The following is a 19,070-nucleotide window of genomic DNA, read 5'->3' as shown; positions in this document are numbered from 1 at the left end:
GTTCAGCATTCGCTGAACTCATTGAGCGGCAGACGCGGAGCCAGTTCCTTCATCGCGCGGCGATAGACGTCCCGTTTGAATGCCACCACCTGGCCCAGCGGGTACCAGTAACTGACCCAGCGCCAGCCATCGAACTCGGGCTTGGCGGTTCTGGTCATGCATACCCGTTCATCTTCGCAGGTCAGGCGCAGCAGGAACCATTTCTGCTTCTGGCCGACACATACCGGTTGGGAATGACTGCGGATCAGGCGCTGCGGCAGACGGTAGCGCAGCCAGCCGCGGGTGCAGGCGAGGATTTCGACATCTCCGGGAAGCAGGCCCACCTCCTCGTGCAACTCACGATAGAGTGCCTGTTCGGGATTCTCGTGGCGCTGGATACCACCCTGCGGGAACTGCCAGGCTTCCTGACCGATGCGCCTGGCCCACAGCACCTGCCCCAACCCATTGGTCAGGATGATGCCTACATTGGGACGAAAGCCGTCGGAGTCGATCACTGCCAGTTTCCTTGTCTATGTTCCTCTGCATTGTTCCACAAAGACGCGCACCCCAGCAATTGCCTAAATGCAGCGGCTCAAGCAATTATTGCGCGCCTGGATTATCCTTGCATATCCGCTGAACCAAACGACAGGAGCAATCCGTGGCACTGGCCATTTTTGACCTCGACAATACCCTGCTGGGCACTGACAGTGACAATGCCTGGGGGGAATTCGCCGTTGCACACAACATCGTTGATGCGCAGACCTATGGCGCACTCAATACCCAGTTCTTCAATGATTATCTGGACGGCAAGCTCGACGTCAACGATTACCTGAACTTCTGCCTCGAGCCACTGGGCCGCCACAGCCGGGAGCAGTTGGATCAGTGGCACGCCCTGTTCATGCAGGAAAAGATCGAGCCCTTCATTCTGCCCAGGGCACTGGAACTGATTGCCCGCCATGAGCAGGCAGGCGATACCACCATGATCATCACCGCCACCAACCGCTTCGTGGCGGGCCCGATCGGTCGCCGCTATGGCATCGATATCATGCTGGCTTCAGAGTGCGAGGAAATCGACGGAAACTACACTGGCCGCTCCTGCGACATTCCCTGTTTCCGCGAAGGCAAGGTCACCCGGCTGGAGCGCTGGCTCGAGGAAACCGGCAACACTCTCGCTGGCGCGTATTTCTACAGCGATTCACGCAATGACCTGCCGCTGCTATCGATGGTCGACCACCCGGTGGCGGTGGACCCCGACGATGTCCTGCGCGCCCATGCCGAACAACATGGTTGGCCGGTGATCAGCCTGCGCGACTGAGCCCCCGGCGCAGGCTACCGCTCCGCTCAGACCGGCAGCACCCGGCAGAAATAGCTCTTGATATAGCCGGTTTCGGGAATCGCCGGGTGCAACGGATGATCGGCACCCTGGAAGCCGCGCTCGGCGATCACCAGATGGCGATCCAGGTGGCGGCTGGCGGCCAGCAGGATATCGCGCAGGCTGTTTTCCGCCAGGTGCATGGAGCACGAGGCCGAGATCAGGATGCCGTCCTTGTTCAGCAGCCGCATGGCCTGCTCGTTGAGGCGACGATAGGCATTTTCGCCGTTGCGGATATCCTTGCGCTTCTTGATGAAGGCTGGCGGATCGGCGATCACCACGTCGAATTTCTCACCGGCACCCTTGAGTTCGCGCAGGGCGTCCATGACATCCCCCTCGACCACCGCCATCCGGTCCGCCACACCGTTGAGCGCGGCGTTATGCTCGACCAGGTCCAATGCCGCCGCCGAGCTGTCCACGCACATCACTTCGCTGGCGCCGAAGGCAGCCGCCTGCACGCCCCAGCCGCCGATATAGCTGTACAGGTCCAGCACCCGCTTGCCGGCCACGTAGGGCGCCAGGCGCGCACGGTTCATGCGGTGATCATAGAACCAGCCGGTTTTCTGGCCGGTGTGCACCGGCGCCTCGAAAGCCACACCGTTCTCTTCCAGCGCCACCCGCTGCGGCACCTCACCGAATACCACTTCGACATACGATTCGAGCTTCTCCGCCTTGCGCGCGGCACCATCGTTCTTGAACAGGATGCCGGCGGGCTTGAATACCTGCGCCAGCGCCTCGACGATCTCGCCCCGTACCCGCTCCATGCCCGGCGTGCTGATCTGCACCACCAGATAGTCGGCAAAGCGGTCCACCACCAGACCAGGCAGCAGGTCGGACTCGCCATAGACCAGGCGATAGAACGGCTTGTCGAACAGCTTTTCACGCAGACTCAGGGCGATCTTGATACGGTGCACCAGCAGCGACTTGTCCAGCCCATGGGCGGGGTCGCGGCTGTGCAGCCGGGCGCAGATCAGGTTGTCCGGGCTCATGCTGGCCAACCCCAGCACCTTGCCGGAGGCCGTCTCCAGCTGCACTTCCTGCCCTGGCGCAAAGGCTGTCAGGGGCGTTTGCGCGGTATCGACCTCGTTGCTGAACACCCACAGATGGCCGCCCTTGATGCGGCGGTCGCAGTTGGTCTTGAGGCGCAGGCTGGGCAGATTCATGGTCGACTCCTGAACGATTGCTGGCTGGAAAATTCCGCCGGGGCGGCAGTATACAGACGCCATGGCATCCAGTCTGCGACTACACTGAACAATCCGGTCCCGCTCATCCGACCACAGGAGCCCGCCCATGACCATCCCGCTGATACTCACCGTGATTTCCGCCGACAAGCCCGGTCTGGTGGAAAGCCTGGCCCAGGTCATCAATCGGCATGGCGGCAACTGGCTGGACAGTCGCATGGCGCGCATGGCCGGACAGTTCGCCGGTATCCTGCGGGTCGACGTGCCGGCCGAACGGCTCGCTGACCTGCGCGCCGAGCTGGAACAGTTGGGCAGTATGGGCATCAATATCCAGCTGGCGGTCAGCGGGCAGGCCGAGGAACCGGCACAGGAGATCCTGTATCTGAACCTGGTCGGCAACGACCGACCCGGCATCGTGCATGAGGTGTCGGCGATACTGGCGCGCCACGGGGTCAATGTGGAGCGACTGGAAACCCGCTGCGAACCCGCGCCGATGACCGCCGAACAGCTGTTTCGTGCCAGCGCCCGCCTCAGCCTGCTGCCGCAGACCGACGCCGAGATACTGCGCGCCGATCTGGAAAACCTGGCCGACGACCTGATGGTCGAGCTGTCCACAGAGGACAACTCGCAGACGCGGAATTAAAGTAGAAACACCGTGGCCAGGCCGAGGAAGGAAGAGAAACCGACCACATCGGTGACCGCCATCAGCACCATGCTGCCGGCCAGCGCCGGGTCGATGCCGAAACGTCGGAGAATCAGCGGGATCAGCAGGCCTGCCAGCACAGCGCAGATCAGGTTGATCAGAATCGCCATGCCGATCACTCCACCGATGCCCCAGTTGCCGAACCAGACGATCGCCACCCCGGCCACCAGCACCGCCCACAGCAGACCGTTGAGCAGGCCGATGCCGACTTCCTTGCCCAGCAGCACCCTCAGGTTGCCGATATCGACCTGCCCCAGGGCCAGCCCGCGAATCACCAGGGTCAGGGTCTGGCTGCCGGCGATCCCGCCCATGCTCGCCACCACCGGCATCAGCACTGCCAGGGCGACGATCTGCTCCAGTGCGCCCTGGAACTGGCCGATCACCGACGCCGCCAGGAACGCGGTAATCAGGTTGCAGCCCAGCCACACCGAGCGGCGACGGGTGCTGGTCAATACCGGGGCGAACATGTCGGCCTCGTCATCCAGACCGGCCATGCCCATGATCGCCCGCTCGGAATCCTCACGGATACTGTCCATCACGTCATCCACGGTGATGCGCCCGAGCAGGATGCCCTCCTCACTGACCACCGCCGCCGAGAGCATGTCCAGGTCCTCGAACTGACGGGCCACATCCTGGCTGCTCATCAGCACATCAAGGGCCTTGAAGTCGGCATCCATTACCTCGCGTACCAGCTCATCGGCCTGGCTGGTAACCAGCCGGCTCAACCGCAGCACACCCTGGTAGCGATTCTCCCGGTCGACCACCATCAGCTTGTCGGTATGATCAGGCAGGTCTTCCAGCAGGCGCAGATAGCGCAGCACCGAACCCACCTTGACGTCGGCACGCACGGAAATGTGGTCGATGTTCATCAGACCGCCGGCGGAGTCCTCCGGGTAGGACAGCATGTCCGCCAGTTGCTGACGCTTCTTCACATCCATCGACAGCAGCAGTTGCCGCCCGGGGCCGAACGGCAGCGCCTGGATCAGATCCACCAGGTCATCGAGATCCAGTTGCCGCGCTGCCTCCAGCAATTCGCCATCGGGCATTTCCAGTGCCAGGCTGGCAGCCACTTCTTCGCGCAGATGCACCAGAATCTGGCCGGCGCGAACACTGTCCAGGCGCGACCAGATGCTGCTGCGTTCACCCGGCGGCAGCGACTCCAGCAAACCGGCAGCCTGCGCCGGGTGCAGCTTGGCGAAGACCTTCAGCGCGCGCTTGAACCTGCCGGCTTCCAACGCCTCGCGAACGATGGCGATGGGGCTGATCTCGGCTTCGGTATCGGGCTCCAGCTGCGTCTCCAGCAGGTTGTCATCGGCATTGGCCAGCAAACGCTCGGCCAGGTCGGGCGCCAGCAGCACCAGGATGTCGGCTTCCTCCTGGTCACCGATCTGGTTCCACACCAGTTGCTGCTGCTCGTCATCGAGCTGGCCCAGCAGTTCGGCGATCTCTTCCGCGGTCAGGTCACGCAGAATACGGCGAACCCGCTTGAGCTTGCCCTTGGCCAGCGCATCGGTAATGGATTCCTGGGTTTCGGCGGCAGCAGGTGTTTCTTCACTCATGGCGTGTTTCCGTCAGGCGGTGGTTCGGTTGACGCACTGCCAGGTGCATGGGTTACATGGAGCCGCGGCAAGCTCGCTAAAATACCATATTGAAAGACTATCCGACCTGGGGAATGCTCGGAGGAGGTGCCCGTCGGTTACTCCGCGCTTGTGGATTGCTTCACCGCTCTGCGGTTCGCAATGACGAGGGAGTGAAGGTCCACCCGTCATTGCGAGCCCGAAGGGCATGGCAATCCATGGGGGAGGCACTCCATCCAACTCCGTGCCGGTGGATTGCTTCACCGCTCCGCGGTTCGCAATGACGAGGGGGGAGTGGGTGGCTTGCCTGTACCGCCCTCTCATCCGTCATTGCGAGCCCGAAGGGCGTGGCAATCCATGGGGGAGGCACTCCATCCGACTCCGTGCCGGTGGATTGCTTCACCGCTTTGCGGTTCGCAATGACGAGGGGGGAGTGAGCGGCTTGCCTGTACCGCCCTCTCATCCGTCATTGCGAGCCCGAAGGGTGTGGCAATCCATGGCGCAACCCGCCCAGCTCCAACCCAACCGCTACTGCGCCCACTCCTCCAGCGGTGGGCAGGCGCAGAACAGGTTACGGTCGCCATAAACGTTGTCGATGCGGTTCACCACCGGCCAGAACTTGTTGGCTGCCACCCAGCCCAGCGGGAATACCGCCTGCTCCCGGGAATAGCTGCGCTGCCAGTCGCTGGTGATGTCGGCCAGGGTATGCGGTGCATTATGCAGCGGATTGTCCTCGGCGCCCCACTGGCCCTGCTCCACCAGGTCGATCTCCCGGCGGATGCACAGCATGGCGTCGATGAAGCGGTCCAGTTCGGCCTTGGACTCGCTTTCAGTGGGCTCGATCATCAGCGTGCCGGGCACCGGGAAGGACATGGTCGGGGCGTGGAAGCCGAAGTCCATCAGCCGCTTGGCGATGTCTTCCTCGCTGATACCGGTCGCCGCCTTGAGCGGGCGGATATCGATGATGCACTCGTGCGCCACCCAGCCGTTGCGGCCGCTGTAGAGCACCGGATAGGCCGGTCCCAGGCGCTGGGCGATATAGTTGGCGCTGAGGATCGCCACCTCGGTGGCCCGACGCAGCCCGCTGGCTCCCATCAGCGCGATATAGGTCCAGCTGATCGGCAGAATGCTGGCGCTACCCCAGGGCGCGGCGCTGACCGCATCGTTCTCGGGGTGCGGGCCGTCCAGCGGCACCACCACATGGTTGGCGACATAGGGTGCCAGGTGCGCCTTGACGCCGATCGGCCCCATGCCCGGTCCACCGCCGCCATGGGGAATGCAGAAGGTCTTGTGCAGGTTCATGTGCGCGACGTCGGCACCGAAATCCGCCGGCCGCGCCAGACCGACCAGCGCATTGAGGTTGGCGCCGTCCATGTATACCTGACCGCCATGGTCATGGATTATCTGGCAGATCTCGCGGATACCTTCCTCATATACGCCATGGGTCGACGGGTAGGTGATCATCAGGCAGGACAGGTCATTGGCATGCGCAGCGGCCTTGCTGCGCAGATCCTCGATATTGACGTTGCCCTGCTCGTCGCAGGCGACCAGTACCACGCGCATGCCGGCCATCTGCGCCGAGGCCGGGTTGGTGCCATGGGCAGAGGTGGGAATCAGGCACACCTGGCGGTGGCCGTTGCCATTGTCCTCATGGTATTTGCGGATCGCCAGCAGGCCGGCGTACTCGCCCTGGGCTCCGGAATTAGGCTGCATGCAGATGGCGTCGAAACCGGTAATGGCGCGCAGCATGGCTTCCAGCTCATCGATCATCACCCGGTAGCCTTCAGCCTGCGCCAGTGGCGCGAAGGGGTGCAGCCGGGCGAATTCCGGCCAGGTGATGGGAATCATCTCGCTGGTGGCGTTCAGTTTCATGGTGCAGGAGCCCAGCGGGATCATCGCGTGGTTCAGCGCCAGATCCTTGTTCTCCAGGGACTTGAGATAGCGCAGCATGGCGCTTTCCGAATGGTGCTGGTTGAACACCGGATGCGTCAGCAGCGCCGACTGGCGGCGCTGCGTCGGCGTAATACCGCTTTCCACACCGCGCACCGCCAGATCCAGCGCCGCCACATCCTGGCCGTGGGTATCGCCGGCAAAACAGCGCAGCAGCGTCTCCACCGTCTGCGCGGTGGTGGTTTCATCCAGACTGACACCCAGATGATCGGCATCGATCAACCGCAGGTTGATGCCCAGACTACGGGCCCGGCCCACGATATGACCGGCCTGCCCCGGTACCTGCAGGGTCAGGGTATCGAAAAACTGCCGGTTGCTGCGGTCGATGCCGCAACGCTCCAGCCCCAGCGCCAGGATGGCGGTCAGCCGATGTACCCGCTCGGCAATGCTGCGCAGCCCCTGCGGGCCATGGTAGACGGCGTAGAAACTGGCGATGTTGGCCAGCAGCACCTGGGCGGTACAGATATTGGAGTTAGCCTTCTCCCGGCGGATATGCTGCTCCCGGGTCTGCAGCGCCATGCGCAGCGCCCGCTTGCCGCGGCTGTCCACCGACACCCCGATGATGCGTCCCGGCATGGCCCGCTTGTACTCATCACGGGTGGCAAAGAAGGCCGCATGCGGGCCGCCGTAGCCCATGGGTACGCCAAAGCGCTGGGATGAGCCGAATACCACATCGGCACCCAGCTCGCCCGGCGGCGTCAGCAGCACCAGGCTCAGCGGGTCTGCCGCCACGCAGGCCAACCCCTGCTGCGCCTGGACCTGCTCGATCAGTGGCTGCAGGTCGCGGATCTCGCCCCAGGTGCTGGTGTACTGGAACAACGCACCGAATACCTGATGCTGGGCCAGCGTCTCGACAGCGGCGATGACCAGGTCGAAACCGAAGGCCTCGGCGCGGGTCCGCACCACCGAGATGGTCTGCGGATGACAGTCCTCGTCGATGAAGAAGCAGTTGCTTCTACTCTTCGCCACCCGGCGTGCCAGGGTCATGGCTTCGGCCGCGGCGGTGGCTTCGTCCAGCAGCGAGGCGTTGGCCAGTTGCATGCCGGTCAGGTCCAGGGTCATCTGCTGGAAATTCAGCAACGCCTCCAGCCGGCCCTGGGAAATTTCCGGCTGATAGGGTGTATAGGCGGTATACCAGCCGGGGTTCTCCAGCACGTTGCGCAGGATCACCGCCGGCGTGATGTTGTCGTGATAGCCCATGCCGATGCATGAGGTGAACAGCTGGTTGCGCCCGGCAACGGACTTGAGATAGTCCAGCACCTGCACCTCGCTGCGCGGCTCCGCCAGGGGCAGCGCGCCGGCCAGGCGGATGCTCTGCGGCACCGCCTGGGCGATCAGCTCATCCAGTGACTCCACCCCCAGCTCCGCCAGCATGCTCTGCTGCTCGACGGCGTCCGGACCAATATGCCGCTGCACGAAGGCATCGTGTTGCTCCAGTTCGGCAAGACTGGGGGTATGGCTCATATGTTCACCTCACGTATCAGGTCTGCTCGTCACTCTCGACATCCGCTATCTCGTCATCAGAGGGTCGCCAGGTAACCCTCGGCATCCAGCAGTTTGTCCAGCTCGCCGCTGTCGGTCGGCTGGATCTTGAACAGCCAGGCGGCGCCATAGGGATCGCTGTTGAGCAGCTCGGGAGCGTCACCCAGGCTATCGTTGGTGGCGATGATCTCGCCGCTGACCGGGGCGTAGATGTCGGATGCCGCCTTGACCGACTCGACCACCGCGCACTCGTCGCCGGCACTGACCTGGCGTCCAACCTCGGGCAGCTCGACGAAGACCACATCGCCCAGCGCATCCTGGGCATGGTTGGTGATGCCCACGGTGACCGTGCCGTCGGCTTCCTGACGGGTCCATTCGTGGCTGCTGGCATAACGCAGTTCGCTGGGGGTATCGCTCATCACTGTTTCCTCGGTGCAGAAAAGAAAGCCATCGCCCGCCACCCTCTGCGCTGGTGGCCGGCCCGGCTCAGGGTTATTCGAATAGTTGCTTGCCGTTGCGCACAAAGCCGGGACGGATCACCCGCACCGGCAGCGACTTGCCGCGGATCTCCACCCGGGCACTGGCGCCGGTAGCGCGTGGCACCCGGGCCAGGGCAATGGAGCAGCCCAGCGTCGGGGAAAAGCTGCCGCTGGTGATCTGGCCTTCGCCGATACCATCGATGATCACCGGTTGCCCGCCGCGCAACACCGCTCGCTCATTCAGCAGCAGGCCAACCTGCTTGGGCTGATCACCAGCCTGGCGCTGGGCCTCCAGCGCCTGCCGGCCGATGAAGTCCCGCTGTGCCGGCTCCCAGGCAATGGTCCAGGCCATGTTGGCGGCCAGCGGCGAGGTCTGTTCGTCGATATCGGCGCCGTACAGGTTCAACCCCGCCTCCAGCCGCAGGGTATCCCGTGCACCCAGTCCGCAGGGCTTGCAGCCGGCTTCCAGCAGGGTCTGCCACAATGCAGCTACCTGCTCCGCGGGCAGCATGATCTCCAGCCCGTCCTCACCGGTATAGCCGGTGCGCGCCAGGAACCATTGCCCCTCGGGCTGGCCGTGAAAGGGTTCGAGCAGGCTGATCAGGGCTGCGCGGCTGTCGTTGAGCACCCTGGCGCACAGCTCGCGGGCCCGCGGTCCCTGGATGGCGAGCATGGCCAGATCGTCGCGTTCGCTGATGGTCACTGCGGCATTGGCCGCCTGCTGTCGCATCCAGGCCAGGTCCCGGCTACGGGTCCCGGCATTGACCACCAGCCGGTAACCCTCGTCGAGACGGTAGACGATCAGATCATCGAGAATGCCGCCGGTCGGGTTCAGCATCGCGGTATACAGGGCCTTGCCGGATTGCTGCAGGCGGGCGACGTCATTGGCCAGCAGATATTGCAGCCAGACCGTGGCATCCGCGCCAGTCACATCCACCACGCCCATGTGCGAGACATCGAACATGCCCGCCTCGCGGCGCACCTGGTGATGCTCCTCGATCTGCGAGCCGTAGTGCAGCGGCATGTCCCAGCCGCCGAAGTCGACCAGCTTGGCACCGGCGGCCAGATGACTGTCATAGAGCGGCGTGCGCAAACCCATGGCGGTTCCTTGTTATCGTCAGCTCAGTGCCTGATTGTAGCCACAAAGTGGCGCTTGTGCAGTCCCTGCGGGCGCTCCGATCAGTGCCGCCCGGAGCGCCTGATCAACACGATCACCGGCAACAGGCCGACCAGTACCAGGGTCAGCGCCGGCAGCGAGGCACGGGTCCAGTCACCCTCGGTGGTCAGCGCATAGATACGTACCGCCAGGGTATCCCAGCCAAAGGGGCGCATCAGCAGCGTGGCCGGCATTTCCTTGAGCACATCGACGAACACCAGCAGCGCGGCGCTGAGAATGCCCGGCAACAGCAGCGGTACGTAGATGCGCCAGAACACCACCCAACCGGGCTGGCCGAGACTCTGCGCCGCTTCCGGCAGTGATGGCCGGATGCGCGCCAGCGAGGTATCCAGCGGCCCGTAGGCCACCGCCATGAAGCGGACCAGGTAGGCCAGCAGCAGCGCGAACAGGCTGCCCAGCAGGATCGGCGCGGGGTTGGCGGCGCCCAGCCAGCTGCGCAGCGGCACCACCATGTTGTTGTCCAGGAAGCTGAAGAAGAACATGATGCCGACCGCCAGCACCGAGCCGGGCAAGGCATATCCCAGGTTGGCCAGGGCAATGGCGCTACGCACCCGACGGATCGGCTGCAGCCGCTGGGCCAGCACCAGCAAAGTGGCGACGGTCACGGTCATCAGCGCGGCGATGCCGCCGAGCAACAGGGTATTGCGGATCAGCGTCCAGTAGCGGCTGTCCAGATCGGCGATACCGCTGCTCAGCAACCAGTACAGCAACTGGCCGACCGGGATGATGAAGGCGATCGACAACACCAGCAGACAGTAACCGCAGGCCAGCCAGGCCAGCGGACCGCGCAGACGATACAGCGCGCCCTTGCGCGGTTTGTCATTGGCCGGGAAGCGCTTGCTGCGCCCCTGGGCATGACGCTCGGCGAACAGTGCCAGAAACACGAACAGCAGTAGCAGACTGGCCAGTTGGGTAGCACTCTGCAGACTGAAGAAACCGTACCAGGTCTTGTAGATCGCGGTGGTGAAGGTGTCGTAGTTGAACACCGAGACCGCCCCGAAATCGGCCAGGGTCTCCATGATCGCCAGGGCGGTACCGGCACTGATCGCCGGGCGCGCCATGGGCACCGCCACGCGCCAGAAACCCTGCCAGGGCGTCTGGCCGAGAATCCGCGAGGCTTCCATCAAGCCGCGGCCCTGCGCCAGGAAGGCGCTGCGCGCGAGCATGTAGACGTAGGGGTAGAACACCAGCACCAGGGTCAGTATCACCCCGCCGGTGGAGCGGATCGGCGGCAGCCGGAAGTCGCTGCCGAACCATTCACGCAGCAGCGATTGCAGTGGCCCGGAGAAATCCAGCAGGCCGACCATGACGAAGGCCAACACATAGGCCGGTACCGCGAACGGCAGCATCAGCGCCCAGTCCAGCCAGCGCCGTCCGGGAAATTCGCACAGGCTGGTCAGCCAGGCCAGGCTCACCCCCAGCAGGATGACGCCCGCCCCAACCCCGATGATCAGCCACAGGGTATTGCCGATCAGCCGCATCATCTGCGTCTGCAACAGGTGACCCCAGATCATCTGGTCAACGTTCTGCCAGCTCAGCAGCAGCACCAGCAATGGCATGAGTACCAGCGCGGCAGCCAGATAGGCAACCAGTTGCCAGCGCGCTTTGTGGGCAGTGGATTGACGGGCCACGAACACTCCCTGTGGTGATGAACGAACACGCCCGGCAAGAAGCCGGGCGCGCAGTATACAAACAAAACGCTATCGCGGGATCAATTCCAGCCGAGGCGATCCATCAGCATGATGGCCTCGGGCTGACGCCGGCCGGCCACCTCGATATTGACGCTGTCAGCCTTGAAATCACCCCAGGTGGCGACTTCGTCGGACGGTGCGACCGAGCTGTTGGCCGGGAATTCCATGTTCACATCGGCAAACACCCGTTGGGCTTCCTCGGTGGTCATCCACTCGAGCAGCTTGGTGGCCTCTTCGGGCTGTTTGGCATGCTTGGTCACGCCGGCTCCGGAGATGTTCACATGAACGCCACGGTCTTCCTGGTTCGGCCAGAACAGCTTGACCTTGATGTTCGGCTCAGCCTTGTGCAGACGACCGAAGTAGTAGGAGTTGACGATACCCACGTCGCACTGGCCAGCATCGATGGCCTTGAGCAGCGCGGTGTCATCGGAAAATACCGGGGTCGCCAGGTTGGCCAGCCAGCCCTTGATCACCTCGGTGGTCTTCTCTTCACCGACGGATTCGAGCATGGTGGCGACCAGCGACTGGTTGTAGACCTTTTTCGCGGTGCGCAGGCAGACCCGACCCTTCCAGCTGTCGTCAGCCAGGGCTTCGTAGGTGCTCAGCTCTTCGGGGTTGACCCGCTCGGTGGAGTAGGCGATGGTCCGCGCGCGCAGCGACAGGCCGGTCCACTTGCCATTGCTCGAGCGCAGGTGTGCCGGAATGTTCTGCTCGATGGTCTCGGACTTCACCTCGCGGAACAGGTCCTGTTCCTCGGCCTGCCACAGGTTGCCCGCGTCCACGGTCATGAACATGTCGGCCGGGGTGTTGGCACCTTCGGCACGCAGGCGCGCCATCAGCGGCGCTTCGTTGTCAGTGATGAAGTTGATCTGCACGCCGGTCTTTTCGGTGTACATATCGAAGACCGGCTTGATCAGGTGATCCTGACGGGAGGAGTAGACCACCAGCTCCTTGGCCTGGGCAACGCTGGTGAAAGCGGTCATGGCCAGGCTCAGGGCGATAATATTGCGAGTAAATGACATCGGAAGGCCTCGGGTTCGGAAAGCGTAGAGGCCAGATGATAATGATTTTAATTATGACCAGCAACTCGGGGCAGCGTTTCAGCTCATACAGAGTGTGTAAGTAAATGTTCAGCGCTTGTTTCAGCACGCCCCATCACGCGATTCATGCTCCGCGTATCCTTTGCACCGGGAGCGGCCTGCCTGCGACACGCCGTGAACCCATCCCTGGGGGCTCGTTGATGCCATCCCTGGCATCAAACGGTCGCAGGCAGGCCGCTCCCGGCGCAAAGGTGCAAGCAGTGGTGTGGCTGAGGTTTAAAAAACCATCAGCAACATAAAGCTTTGTGGAACAGGTTGGCCGGCAGGGTTGGGCCGACCGTCGGTTGCCATGGATGGCAACCGCGAGCCTACAGGGATGTATTCACGGCGTGTCGGCACGGCCCTACCGGCCAACCTGTTCCTTGCAAGTGAACAGCATCACACTCAGTAATCAGGGCTTTCCCCTACCAGCTCCGGAGCATGAGCCAGTGCCGGCAGGCGGTTACCCAGTCCCATGGCCCGGCGCACTATGCCGGCCTTGACCATCCCCTGTCCGTTCAGCCATTGCATGCCACTGTTGCGCAGCCAGCGCAGCGGCAAGGCGTCGGCGTGGAACAAGCGCTCGAAGCCCTCCATCGCCGCCATCATCGACAGGTTGGCGCCCATGCGCCGGCGCTCGTAACGCTGCAGTACCGGCAGGCTGGCGATATCCTCTCCGCGCTGCAGCGCGGCCTGCAGCACCGCCGACAGCTCGGCCACATCCAGCAGCCCCAGGTTGACGCCCTGCCCGGCCAGCGGATGGATGCTGTGCGCGGCATCGCCGATCAGCGCCAGCCCCGGCATCACGTAACGCTGTGCATGGCGCTGGCGCAGCGGAATGCAGTGGCGCTGATCGGCCGCCAGGATTCGCCCCAGGCGCCCCTCGAATGCCGTCTGCAGCTCCAGCATGAACTGCGCATCGTCCAGCGCCATGATGCGCTGCGCCTGTTCCGGCAGCAGCGACCAGACGATCGAGCAGTAGTGCCCACCCTCCCGGTCATTCAGCGGCAGGAACGCCAGCGGCCCGCTCGGCAGAAAGGTCTGCCAGGCCGTCTCGGCATGCGGCTTCTCAACCTGCACCGTGGTCACCAATGCATGGTGCAGGTAATCCCATTCGCGCATGGCGAAGCCGGCCAGCTCACGCAGCCGGGAGCGGGCGCCGTCGGCGGCAACCACCAGTGGTGCCTGGACCGCCTCACCACTGGCCAGTTGCAGACGCCAGCCCGCTGGCTCGCGGATCAGCTCGGTAACCCGCTGGCCACCCAGCAGACTGACCTCGGTAGCCGCCAGGCTGTCCAGCACCGCCTGTTGCACCCGCCAGTTCTCGACGATATGGCCGAGCCGGTTCTCGCCCAGCACGCCGGCATCGAAGCGGATCTCGCCGGTGCCCTCGCCATCCCATACGCACATGTAGCGATAGGGGCTGCGATAGGCCGGAGCAATGCGCGACCAGGCATCCAGGTTGGCCAGGATGTTTTCCGAGGCGGCGCTCAGCGCACTGACCCGCGGATCATAGCCCGAGTCAGTGGCCCGGGCGGTCAATGGCTGATCCAGCGGCAAGGCATCCAGCACCGCGATACGCAGGGAGGTATCGGCCAGCGCCCGCGCCAGCGTGGCACCGACCATGCCGGCCCCGACAACGATCAGATCGAATTGCTGCGCCATGGCGCCTCCCGGAGATTGACTGGTCACCCGCGCAGCCCCATGCCCTGCCGGGCCAGACGGCTCTTGAGCGGTGGCAGCAGGTCCAGTGCCAGCAGTCCGGCATTGCGGCCGGCCACCAGCGCGGGGTTGCGGTTACTGAACATCTGGGTCAGATAGTGGCTGAAGGCGACGGTGGCCGCCTGATCCGCATACTGCCCGTCGACATAATCCTGCAATACCGCCAGCGAGCCGGGATGCCGCTGCTCGCGCTGGGCCTGCAGCAGGGTGTCGGCCAGCGCCATGGCGTCGCGCAGGGACAGGTTGAAACCCTGGCCGGCGATCGGATGCAGGCTGTGCGCGGCATTGCCCAGCACCACCAGATGCGAGCGCACCTGCTCTTCAGCCTCGATCAGGTTCAGCGGATAGCTGGCACGTTCGCCGACCTTGGTCAGCGCGCCCATGCGAAAGCCGAAGGCGGCCTGCAGACGCCGCAGGAATGCCTCGTCCGGCAACGCCGCCACGGCATCGGCGACATCCACCGACAGCGTCCAGACCAGCGCGCTGCGCTGCCCGGACAAGGGCAACAGCGCCAGCGGCCCAGTCTCGGTGAAGCGCTCGTAGGCGACCCCGGCATGGCCGTTGGCGGTGGTGATGTTGGCGATTACCGCCACCTGCTGGTAGGGATTGACCTTGCGGTGGATGCCCAACTGATCGAGCAGCCCGGAGCGCCCCCCATCGGCAATCACCAACAGGTCCGAGTCCAGGTGCTGCAGGCCGTCAGGGGTTTGCAGGTCGAGCCCATAACCACCCGGCTGCGGGCGGGCATGGGCCACCCGGGCCGGCGCCAGCCATTCGATGGCCTGATGGTCAAGCGAGCCGAGCAGTACCTCGCCGAGCCAGGCGTTTTCCACTATGTAGCCCAACGCCGGTACCCCTTCGGCAGCGGCCTGCATCCGCGCCGCACCGGGATGGCCGCGATCGGATACATGAATCTGGCGGATCGGCTCGGCGCGCCGCGCCAGCTCGGTCCAGATGCCCAGCCGCTCGAACAGCCGACGGCTGCCGTGGGACAGGGCCGTGGAGCGGTTGTCGTAGCTGGGCTGCCAGCCACCCTTGACCGGCGGCTGCGCTTCGATCAGCCGGATCTTCCAGCCGGCCTGCCGGGCGCATTCCTGCAGCCCCAGCGCCAGGCTGGCGCCGACCATGCCGCCGCCGACGATATTCAGGCTGTAGCTCACGCCGGCATGTCCGCCGCGGCGCGGGCCATCAGCGCCTCGATCTCATCAGCGTCGCGCGGCACCTTGCCGGTGAGGATCTGGTGTCCCTCGCGGGTGACCAGCACATCGTCCTCGATGCGGATACCGATACCGCGCCATCTGGCCGGCACATCCTGGTTGTCCGCGGCGATATAGATGCCCGGCTCGACTGTCATCACCATCCCCGGCTCCAGCACCCGCCATTCGCCACCGACGCGGTACTCGCCGACATCATGCACATCCATGCCCAGCCAGTGACCGGCACGGTGCATGTAGAAGGGCCGGTAGGCGCCGCCGACGATCAGCTCCTCCAGCTCGCCCTGCAGCAATCCCAGTTCCAGCAGACCGGCGGTGATCACCCGCACAGTGGCATCGTGGGCTTCGTTCCAGTCACGGCCCGGCCCGATCACCGCAAAGGCGGCGGCCTGCGACTGCAGCACTATGTCGTAGATGGCGCGCTGTTCGGGGGTGAAACGGCCATTGGCGGGAAAGGTGCGGGTGATGTCGCTGGCGTAGCAGTCCAGCTCGCAACCGGCATCGATCAGGACCAGATCGCCGTCGCGAATCTGGCTGGTGTTCTCGGTGTAGTGCAGGATGCAGGCATTGCGACCGGCGGCGACGATCGAGGCGTAGGCCGGCGAGCGACTGCCGTGGCGCATGAAGGTGTGTTGCAGCTCGGCCTCGAGCTGGTATTCGTACATGCCCGGTCGACACACCTGCATGGCACGCACGTGGGCCTCGGCGGAAATGTCGCCGGCGGCTTGCATGACGCGGATTTCCGCAGCGCTCTTGTACAGGCGCATGTCGTGCAGCAGATGGTCCAGGGCGACGAATTCCTTCGGCGGCTCGGCCCCCATGCGCGCCTTGCTGCGGATGGTGTGGATCCAGCCGGTCAGGCGCATATCGAACTCCTGGTTCGCACCCATCGCGTAGTAGACCCGCTCACGCCCTTCGATCAGTCCCGGCAGGATGTCATCGATATCGCTGATGGGAAAGGCATCGTCCGCGTCATAGCTGGCCACCGCACCTTCCTGGCCGGCACGGTAGCCGTCCCACAGTTCGCGCTCCGGATCCTTTTCCCGGCAGAACAGCACATACTCGCCGTGTTCACGGCCGGGAATCAGTACCGCCACCGCTTCCGGTTCGGGGAAGCCGGTCAGATACTGGAAATCGCTGTCCTGACGGTAGACATGCTCCACATCGCGATTGCGGATATGCACCGGCGCGGCCGGCAGTATGGCGATGCTGCCCGGCTCCATCTGGTTCATCAGGGCCTTGCGACGTCGGGCGTATTCCTGCTTGCTGATGTACATGGGTTCTCTCTCAATGCAATGAAGCGGGCGGCTGGTCCTGCGGCCGGTCGGCCGGCTGGCATTCGCTGAACAGCATCAATACCGCCATGCGAACGTACTCCATGATCTCCATGAAATCGACCTCGTTGGCCTCGGATTCTTCCAGATCGGTCTGCACCTGGGCAATCGCGGCGAAATCGGCAAGCACGCTGTCGCCCTCCTCGCTCAGCTCGCCTTCACGACCGACCAGGCCGAAACCACCGAGAAAGCCCTCGCACCATTGCCCCAGTGCCAGCGCCCGGCGATCGATGGCCGCCTCGTCATCAGGCAGCAGCAGGGTCAGGTCGAAGCCACTGCCGGTCAATTGCGCCAGGGTCACATCGTACAGCTGGATCAGCTGGATCTTGCCGGCCTCGGGCAGACTGCCGCGGCCATCGATGACCTCGCGCGCCACCTCCAGCCAGGCCCCGTGGTCGAGACGGCTGCCAGCGCTGAGCCGGCCCACCAGATGACCATGCAGCTCGGCGGGAAAGCCGGCGGCCCCCTGTTCGGCGAACAGCTGATCGAAGCGGTCATAATCGAAAGCGGCGGGTATCAGGGCCATGATCTTGGGGTCTCGCGGGCATAATGGACGGGTGGTGATGGAATCTATTCCAGGCAGGCCTATATCCTACAGACCCGGGCCCGTCGTGAACAACCTGCAGCGGGGTTTGACCGCCCTGCCGGGCGCCTCTATAGTTGGCCCACAGCGGGGATGACAGAATGGCGCCCATGGAACAACCCGAGATCGACAACCTGATTGCAAAGATAGACCAGCTGATCGATACCTGTGACCAGCTGCACCAACACAACCGCCAACTCCTGGCCCAGGAGCGTTCCTGGCGTGAAGAACGATTGCAACTGATCGAGAAGAACGATTTGGCCCGTCAGAAGGTCGAAGCCATGATATTGCGTCTGAAATCCCTGGAGCACGATTCATGAGCCAACCCCTGACCGTCACCCTGCGCATCCTCGACAAGGAATACCAGGTCGCCTGCCCGCCGGAAGAGCGCTACAACCTGGAAGAGGCAGCCCGCCACCTGGACGCGACCATGCGCGACATTCGCAATCGCGGCAAAGTCGTCGGGCTGGAGCGCATTGCCGTCATGGCGGCGCTCAACATCAGCCATGAGATGCTCACCGGCAACCGGCAGAAGAGTCAGGCCATGACTGATCAGCAGCAACAGATCAGCGAACTGGTGAACCGCCTGGACCAGGCGCTGGCGCGCAGCCGGGAGTAGAGCCGAATTGCCGGACGTGAAGTTGCCGTGAGTATTCTGTATACTCGGTCACATCCCTGGGGTGTTTGCCAGTCGGAGACGTCCCTGAGCCGATACTCCTGTAGAAGGAGGCCACGCGTTGCCGTCAGTGTGCATGTCCGCATGCCGGAAAGCCTGAGACGGTACCGTGTCCCCCACCTTGAACTTTCGGGTTCAAGGGCTAACCCGACAGCGGCATTCCGGGGACCCCTTCGATGAACGGCGCAGAACGCACCACCCTGCGCCGTCAACTACGCACCGCCCGCCGCGCCCTGACACCCCAGCAGCAACACCAGGCCAGTCAACGCCTGTTGCGGCAACTGGCGCAGCACCCTCTGTTCCGGCGTAGCCGGCATATTGCCTTCTATCTGGCCAATGACGGGGAAATCGACCCCGGCGCCCTGCTGCGCCATGCCCAGCGCCTGGGCAAGCATTGCTACCTGCCGGTGATCAGCGGCTGGCCGGCCAACCGCATGCACTTTCAACGCCTGTTGCCCAACCAGCGCTGGGTGACCAATCGATTCGGCATTCGCGAACCGCTGCTCAACCGCGGCCTGCAGGCCAAGCCCTGGCGGCTGCAACTGGTGCTGATGCCGCTGGTCGGCTTCGACAGCTCCGGCAACCGCCTCGGCATGGGCGGCGGCTTCTATGACCGGACCTTCGCCTTTCGCCGGCGCCGTCAGGGCTGGACCGGGCCGCGCCTACTGGGGCTGGCCCATGAATGCCAGCGCGTTGAGCAACTGCCCATCGCCGCCTGGGACATTCCCCTGGACGGTATCGTCAGCGATCAGCAGATTATTCTGTTGCGACAGGCATGACCACGGAAGGGTCTGGGGAACGCTCGAAATAGCTCTGGGTGTACCCCGTCGTCACGACGCCCAAGGTGAATACAAGCACGAGAATCCAAATC

The 19,070-nt window shown here is 64.0% G+C and carries 17 protein-coding genes and 1 other RNA gene; 6 read left to right on the top strand and 12 right to left on the bottom strand.

The window, feature by feature from the left end; translation table 11 throughout:
- Positions 1 to 2: 2 nt before the first annotated feature.
- Positions 3 to 494 carry an RNA pyrophosphohydrolase gene (gene rppH, locus CQ007_RS00375; RefSeq protein ID WP_105642938.1) on the bottom strand — a complete coding sequence of 164 codons (492 nt, stop codon included), beginning with the start codon at positions 492 to 494 and terminating at the stop codon, positions 3 to 5.
- A 143-nt stretch (positions 495 to 637) separates the two neighbouring features.
- Between rppH and CQ007_RS00370 the strand changes: the two genes are divergently transcribed.
- Positions 638 to 1,294 (top strand): HAD family phosphatase, encoded by a 657-nt coding sequence (locus CQ007_RS00370; RefSeq protein WP_105642937.1) that lies wholly within the window; start codon positions 638 to 640, stop codon positions 1,292 to 1,294.
- 26 nt (positions 1,295 to 1,320) lie between these two features.
- On the opposite strand, the gene CQ007_RS00365 is transcribed toward CQ007_RS00370, so the two are convergent.
- Complete coding sequence (locus CQ007_RS00365; protein WP_105642936.1) at positions 1,321 to 2,514, bottom strand: class I SAM-dependent rRNA methyltransferase; 1,194 nt, start codon at positions 2,512 to 2,514, stop codon at positions 1,321 to 1,323.
- Positions 2,515 to 2,641: 127 nt separating this feature from the next.
- On the opposite strand from CQ007_RS00365, the gene CQ007_RS00360 reads away from it, so the two are divergent.
- Complete coding sequence (locus CQ007_RS00360; protein WP_105642935.1) at positions 2,642 to 3,175, top strand: glycine cleavage system protein R; 534 nt, start codon at positions 2,642 to 2,644, stop codon at positions 3,173 to 3,175.
- Here the strand turns inward: CQ007_RS00360 and mgtE are convergent.
- From mgtE to CQ007_RS00310, 10 genes are all read right to left on the bottom strand, one after another.
- Positions 3,172 to 4,794, bottom strand: a complete 1,623-nt coding sequence (mgtE, locus tag CQ007_RS00355; RefSeq protein WP_105642934.1) for a magnesium transporter — start codon at positions 4,792 to 4,794, stop codon at positions 3,172 to 3,174. The genes CQ007_RS00360 and mgtE overlap by 4 nt on opposite strands.
- 546 nt (positions 4,795 to 5,340) lie before the next feature.
- Entirely contained in the window at positions 5,341 to 8,226 is a 2,886-nt protein-coding gene (gene gcvP, locus CQ007_RS00350; RefSeq protein ID WP_105642933.1) for an aminomethyl-transferring glycine dehydrogenase, read from the bottom strand.
- 56 nt (positions 8,227 to 8,282) lie between these two features.
- On the bottom strand, positions 8,283 to 8,663 hold the full coding sequence (gene gcvH / locus CQ007_RS00345; RefSeq protein ID WP_105642932.1) for a glycine cleavage system protein GcvH: 381 nt from the start codon (positions 8,661 to 8,663) through the stop codon (positions 8,283 to 8,285).
- A 73-nt stretch (positions 8,664 to 8,736) separates the two neighbouring features.
- Positions 8,737 to 9,822 (bottom strand): glycine cleavage system aminomethyltransferase GcvT, encoded by a 1,086-nt coding sequence (gcvT, locus tag CQ007_RS00340; protein ID WP_105642931.1) that lies wholly within the window; start codon positions 9,820 to 9,822, stop codon positions 8,737 to 8,739.
- An 80-nt stretch (positions 9,823 to 9,902) separates the two neighbouring features.
- On the bottom strand, positions 9,903 to 11,459 hold the full coding sequence (locus CQ007_RS00335; protein ID WP_105643334.1) for an iron ABC transporter permease: 1,557 nt from the start codon (positions 11,457 to 11,459) through the stop codon (positions 9,903 to 9,905).
- A gap of 152 nt (positions 11,460 to 11,611) precedes the next feature.
- The gene (locus CQ007_RS00330; RefSeq protein ID WP_371919780.1) at positions 11,612 to 12,574 is read right to left on the bottom strand and encodes an extracellular solute-binding protein; all 963 of its coding nucleotides are present in this window, start codon (positions 12,572 to 12,574) and stop codon (positions 11,612 to 11,614) included.
- 501 nt (positions 12,575 to 13,075) lie between these two features.
- Positions 13,076 to 14,335, bottom strand: coding sequence for an FAD-dependent monooxygenase (locus CQ007_RS00325; RefSeq protein WP_105642929.1), 1,260 nt, complete (start codon positions 14,333 to 14,335; stop codon positions 13,076 to 13,078).
- 23 nt (positions 14,336 to 14,358) lie between these two features.
- Positions 14,359 to 15,552, bottom strand: a complete 1,194-nt coding sequence (ubiH, locus tag CQ007_RS00320) for a 2-octaprenyl-6-methoxyphenyl hydroxylase (RefSeq protein WP_256582150.1) — start codon at positions 15,550 to 15,552, stop codon at positions 14,359 to 14,361.
- Entirely contained in the window at positions 15,549 to 16,883 is a 1,335-nt protein-coding gene (gene pepP, locus CQ007_RS00315) for a Xaa-Pro aminopeptidase (RefSeq protein ID WP_105642928.1), read from the bottom strand. Before pepP ends, ubiH begins: the two co-directional genes overlap by 4 nt.
- A 10-nt stretch (positions 16,884 to 16,893) precedes the next feature.
- Positions 16,894 to 17,466, bottom strand: a complete 573-nt coding sequence (locus CQ007_RS00310; RefSeq protein ID WP_105642927.1) for a UPF0149 family protein — start codon at positions 17,464 to 17,466, stop codon at positions 16,894 to 16,896.
- Positions 17,467 to 17,633: 167 nt separating this feature from the next.
- Between CQ007_RS00310 and CQ007_RS00305 the strand changes: the two genes are divergently transcribed.
- The 4 genes from CQ007_RS00305 (at position 17,634) to CQ007_RS00290 (ending at position 18,978) form a co-directional block, all read left to right on the top strand.
- On the top strand, positions 17,634 to 17,843 hold the full coding sequence (locus CQ007_RS00305; RefSeq protein WP_105642926.1) for a TIGR02449 family protein: 210 nt from the start codon (positions 17,634 to 17,636) through the stop codon (positions 17,841 to 17,843).
- Positions 17,840 to 18,142 carry a cell division protein ZapA gene (locus tag CQ007_RS00300; RefSeq protein WP_105642925.1) on the top strand — a complete coding sequence of 101 codons (303 nt, stop codon included), beginning with the start codon at positions 17,840 to 17,842 and terminating at the stop codon, positions 18,140 to 18,142. The genes CQ007_RS00305 and CQ007_RS00300 overlap by 4 nt, the downstream gene beginning before the upstream one ends.
- 50 nt (positions 18,143 to 18,192) lie before the next feature.
- Positions 18,193 to 18,371, top strand: a non-coding RNA gene (gene ssrS, locus CQ007_RS00295) — 6S RNA.
- 4 nt (positions 18,372 to 18,375) lie between these two features.
- Complete coding sequence (locus CQ007_RS00290; protein ID WP_105642924.1) at positions 18,376 to 18,978, top strand: 5-formyltetrahydrofolate cyclo-ligase; 603 nt, start codon at positions 18,376 to 18,378, stop codon at positions 18,976 to 18,978.
- Positions 18,979 to 19,070: the final 92 nt, after the last annotated feature.

It is taken from the genome of Pseudomonas sp. MYb185 (assembly GCF_002979975.1).
GTDB lineage: Bacteria > Pseudomonadota > Gammaproteobacteria > Pseudomonadales > Pseudomonadaceae > Halopseudomonas.
This window is presented reverse-complemented; position numbering and strand designations above follow the sequence as displayed.

Coding starts and splice junctions, on each gene's coding strand:
- CQ007_RS00365 (WP_105642936.1), bottom strand. CDS start 2,514: ATGAATCTGCCCAGCCTGCGCCTCAAGACCAACTGCGACCGCCGCATC.
- CQ007_RS00360 (WP_105642935.1), top strand. CDS start 2,642: ATGACCATCCCGCTGATACTCACCGTGATTTCCGCCGACAAGCCCGGT.
- mgtE (WP_105642934.1), bottom strand. CDS start 4,794: ATGAGTGAAGAAACACCTGCTGCCGCCGAAACCCAGGAATCCATTACC.
- gcvP (WP_105642933.1), bottom strand. CDS start 8,226: ATGAGCCATACCCCCAGTCTTGCCGAACTGGAGCAACACGATGCCTTC.
- gcvH (WP_105642932.1), bottom strand. CDS start 8,663: ATGAGCGATACCCCCAGCGAACTGCGTTATGCCAGCAGCCACGAATGG.
- gcvT (WP_105642931.1), bottom strand. CDS start 9,822: ATGGGTTTGCGCACGCCGCTCTATGACAGTCATCTGGCCGCCGGTGCC.
- CQ007_RS00335 (WP_105643334.1), bottom strand. CDS start 11,459: ATGCCATTGCTGGTGCTGCTGCTGAGCTGGCAGAACGTTGACCAGATG.
- CQ007_RS00330 (WP_371919780.1), bottom strand. CDS start 12,574: ATGACCGCTTTCACCAGCGTTGCCCAGGCCAAGGAGCTGGTGGTCTAC.
- CQ007_RS00325 (WP_105642929.1), bottom strand. CDS start 14,335: ATGGCGCAGCAATTCGATCTGATCGTTGTCGGGGCCGGCATGGTCGGT.
- pepP (WP_105642928.1), bottom strand. CDS start 16,883: ATGTACATCAGCAAGCAGGAATACGCCCGACGTCGCAAGGCCCTGATG.
- CQ007_RS00310 (WP_105642927.1), bottom strand. CDS start 17,466: ATGGCCCTGATACCCGCCGCTTTCGATTATGACCGCTTCGATCAGCTG.
- CQ007_RS00305 (WP_105642926.1), top strand. CDS start 17,634: ATGGAACAACCCGAGATCGACAACCTGATTGCAAAGATAGACCAGCTG.
- CQ007_RS00300 (WP_105642925.1), top strand. CDS start 17,840: ATGAGCCAACCCCTGACCGTCACCCTGCGCATCCTCGACAAGGAATAC.
- CQ007_RS00290 (WP_105642924.1), top strand. CDS start 18,376: ATGAACGGCGCAGAACGCACCACCCTGCGCCGTCAACTACGCACCGCC.